General features: G+C 41.2%; 2 protein-coding genes and 2 tRNA genes. All 4 read right to left on the bottom strand.

The window, feature by feature from the left end:
* Nucleotides 1-793: 793 nt before the first annotated feature.
* Nucleotides 794-875, bottom strand: a tRNA-Leu gene (locus tag QP775_RS25510).
* 11 nt (nt 876-886) lie between these two features.
* Nucleotides 887-962, bottom strand: a tRNA-His gene (locus QP775_RS25505).
* A 288-nt stretch (nt 963-1,250) separates the two neighbouring features.
* Nucleotides 1,251-2,240 carry a hypothetical protein gene (locus QP775_RS25500; RefSeq protein ID WP_285109337.1) on the bottom strand — a complete coding sequence of 330 codons (990 nt, stop codon included), beginning with the start codon at nt 2,238-2,240 and terminating at the stop codon, nt 1,251-1,253.
* Between the two features lie 216 nt (nt 2,241-2,456).
* Nucleotides 2,457-3,494 (bottom strand): hypothetical protein (locus QP775_RS25495; RefSeq protein ID WP_285109336.1); only part of this gene is annotated, 1,038 nt, incomplete at its 5' end.

The raw sequence follows: 3,494 nt of genomic DNA, 5'->3' as shown, positions 1-3,494 counted from the left end.
GTTTGACTTGCTCATTGTATTGCTGACGAGATAAATCTCGTGATTCTTAACATTCCCGTTCAATGCGCTTCATGATCGAGATCATGTCCTTCATTCAACGTTGCTCGTTGTTCAGTTTTCAAGGAACAATTGTAAGTTACTTTCTTTTACTCACTGCCGTGTCAGCGGCAACTTTTATAATATATCATGTCTTTCAAACGAAGTCAACATCTTTTTTAAAAGTTGTTTTCTTCTTTCGCTTGCTTCCAACCTCTTAACGAAGCAGGAATTAGAATATACCACAACGATGCTTTTAATTGCAACCCTTTTATAAAAGAATTTTTGCTGCAGTTATTATTATCGTTACGTGCATATCAATCCACTCACTTGCATACCTCCCCTATATAGTAGAAAGAAATCAGAACGGTATAGTTCCTACCATTTTACAACACCCAAGAGCATGAACGTTCCACATTCCATCCTCCTACCTAGAGGATTAGGATTTGACATGACCTGCCCATATCTGTCTCTTGAACAGGTCCAAGCAGTAAGAAGTTATTTCCAACAAATGAAGCTTTCTTATAATAGATCAGGAATAGAATGCAACTTAATAATAGAAAGATTAATAAGTGAATATGACATCTTGATATGGAACGGAAGATTTCATTAAACAATAAACAAAACTAAAACGCGACGGTAGTTATAGAACATTCATGCAATGTCCTATACTACCGTCGCGTTTAGAGGGTATAAAGAAGGTGACTTATTAAATTGTAACAACTCAATAGTGCTTCAATACAACCCTACTACAGAATACCGATGGCCGGACTCGAACCGGCAAGCCTCTCGGCACCGCATTTTGAGTGCGGCGTGTCTGCCAATTCCACCACATCGGCATACAATTAAATGGGGCGATCGAGGGGAATCGAACCCCCGAATCTCGGAGCCACAATCCGATGCGTTAACCACTTCGCCACGACCGCCATATTAGCTATTAACTAGAAACTAAAACTACTACTTTTGTCTCTAGGTCTTAAAATATAAAATAGATAACAACTTTTTTCAATACACAATTTATTACATATAGAGTGTATGACCACAGTATCACCTCACGACACTCATTTTAGCATGATATGAACCAGCCCATTAGCACTGCTTTACGACTACAATCAATGAGCCAGTTCATACTATCTAGCAGTTCATCATGCTAAGTAGCAATATAGTTTGAAATGAATACACTTCGCGATTTTATAAAATAGTATTTGATTTCCCTAATTTCCTGCGGCTGCTCTGCCCCCTGTTTTAATGTACGCCAAGTTTTTATCGGCATCCAATGCTGCTCTCACTACTGTAGTTTGCTCTTTATTGACAAAGCGGTAATCTTTAAATAAGCTGTCCCATTTTACGGCATATTCTGAAATATCGACATTAAATACTTGTTTTGCTAACGGCGCAACCACCTCTTTGACTTCTTTTTCCGTCAATTCTTTGCTTGTGGTCACTTTATTGCCCTGCTCATTAACGATACTAATCGGTTTCCCGCTGAGCATATACACAGTCGCCGTGTCATCCTGAAGTGTCCATTCTCGATCTGTCCACCCACTCTCAAGCTGAGCCTTATTAACATCAAATTGATGATCAAACACTGTTTTGATCGCTTCTTGTGCTGTTTTCAGCATTTTGGGATCAATGTCCTTCTTGTCAACTTGAATCGTTACTCTAATGTGCGCTTCGCGTTCAACAGGGTTCGTAATAGCCACCGTTTGAAAATCTTCACCATTTAAGTTATACGTAATATATTCCTTACTAATTTCGCTTTTGCTGTTATTATAATACTGCGACTTAACAACTTCGTTATTAAATACGTACTTCTTATTCGGATAAGCCTTTTTTAAGTTTTTTAAAATATCGTCTTTCAACTTTTTGCTAACTTCGGTGATTTTTATCTTCTCATAAACATTCCATATTTTATCTTGTCTTGATTCAAACTCCACACCATATTTTCCATCTGTAGATTGAACCACAACTATATTTAAATTTTGAAACGTACCTACATTCTCAAGTTTAATGGTTTTGCCCGCATATTGCTCTACCGCTTTTTGCAGCCTAGCAGCCAGCTTCTTGTCTATGTTAAATTTCTTTGTCTCTATTTTTTTCTGCTGCTCGTTCGCCGACACCGCTTCTACTGAGATCGGACCTGCCAAAGTCATACACAAACTGGATATAATCATGGACGCCATCATTGCTTTTTTAAAATTCACGTTAATTTCTCCTTCTGTTTCTATATTTGCATGTGATCCTGTGCTCATTTACTAGCTTAGAGAAGTAATTGGAAAAAAACTACATAATTATTTATTAATTATAATTAATAAATAATTAATAACTTTAAGAAAGGATAAACCAATCCTCCTATTCATACAAAAAAGCCAGCCACTGCAACCTGAACATCCGGCTGACAGGACTGGCCTCTTTCTTAATTAACCATTAATCCACGGGGCACTTTGTTTTCTTGCTCTGCCCCCTCCTCTCGCTTCTACACTACTCACTTTAGCTTTCTTTTTAGTTGTTTTATACTCTTTTTTGGCAGCTTTTTTCTTTGTTGACGTTGTGGTGCCAGACTCCGCAGCAGTTGAATGATTGTCTGCCATCCAGGCTCCATTGTCCTCTTGACGTGGAACTCCACCTGCCGTCACCTGCTGTGCCTGATTGCTATACTGCGAGTATTGGCCCAATTCTGGATAGCTTCCATCAGCAGGAGCATGCCCATAAGGCATGTAAGCTTGCTCAGGGTTCACTCCATGACCATACCATTGACCAGCATCCGGGACGGAATACATGGGCTGATATGGATGAGGGGCACTTTGTACACTCTGGATGTGTGCAGTCATAAACGGATTAGCCGGCTCTATGACGGCATGAGCTGGTAGGACAGGAGCAGCATAAGGGTTGTAGCAATCATACGGCTGATAATTAGGTTCACATACTCCTGGTGGTCCACCTGCTGGCAGCCCGGTAGGCATGTATCCTGGAACCGCATTACCAATTCCCCCTACAGAACCCGGATATCCATGCATGCTAGAATGTCCGCATGTCATCGAAGGATGTACCCCTGTTGGATATACATCGTATGGATTGCAGGGCACCGGTGTCATCGGGTACTGCACCATAAATTGTTCATATGTTAGTCCCATTACTCCATTTTCAACAAGAGGAGGTGTCGCAGCAGAAGTTGGGAAATAGCTTGGGTTAGGTACATTAGCATTTGCTGCAAAAGGTACTGGCGAGGAGCTAGATCCTTTTGAGCTTGGCGAGATTGGTGTCGGCGCTAGGTTCGGTCCTTTGGAGCTTGGCGAGATTGGTGTCGGCGCTAGGTTCGGTCCTTTGGAGCTTGGCGAGATTGGTGTCGGTGCTAAGTTCGATCCTTTGGAGCTTGGCGAGATTGGTGTCGGTGCTAAGTTCGATCCTTTGGAGCTTGGCGAAATTGGTGTCGGTGCTAGGTTCGATCCTTTGGAGCT

The sequence above is a fragment of the Paenibacillus sp. UMB4589-SE434 genome, assembly GCF_030226685.1.
In the GTDB taxonomy this organism is placed as follows: Bacteria; Bacillota; Bacilli; order Paenibacillales; family Paenibacillaceae; genus Paenibacillus_B.
Note: the sequence above shows the minus strand (reverse complement) of the source record. Positions and strands in the feature narration are given on the sequence as shown.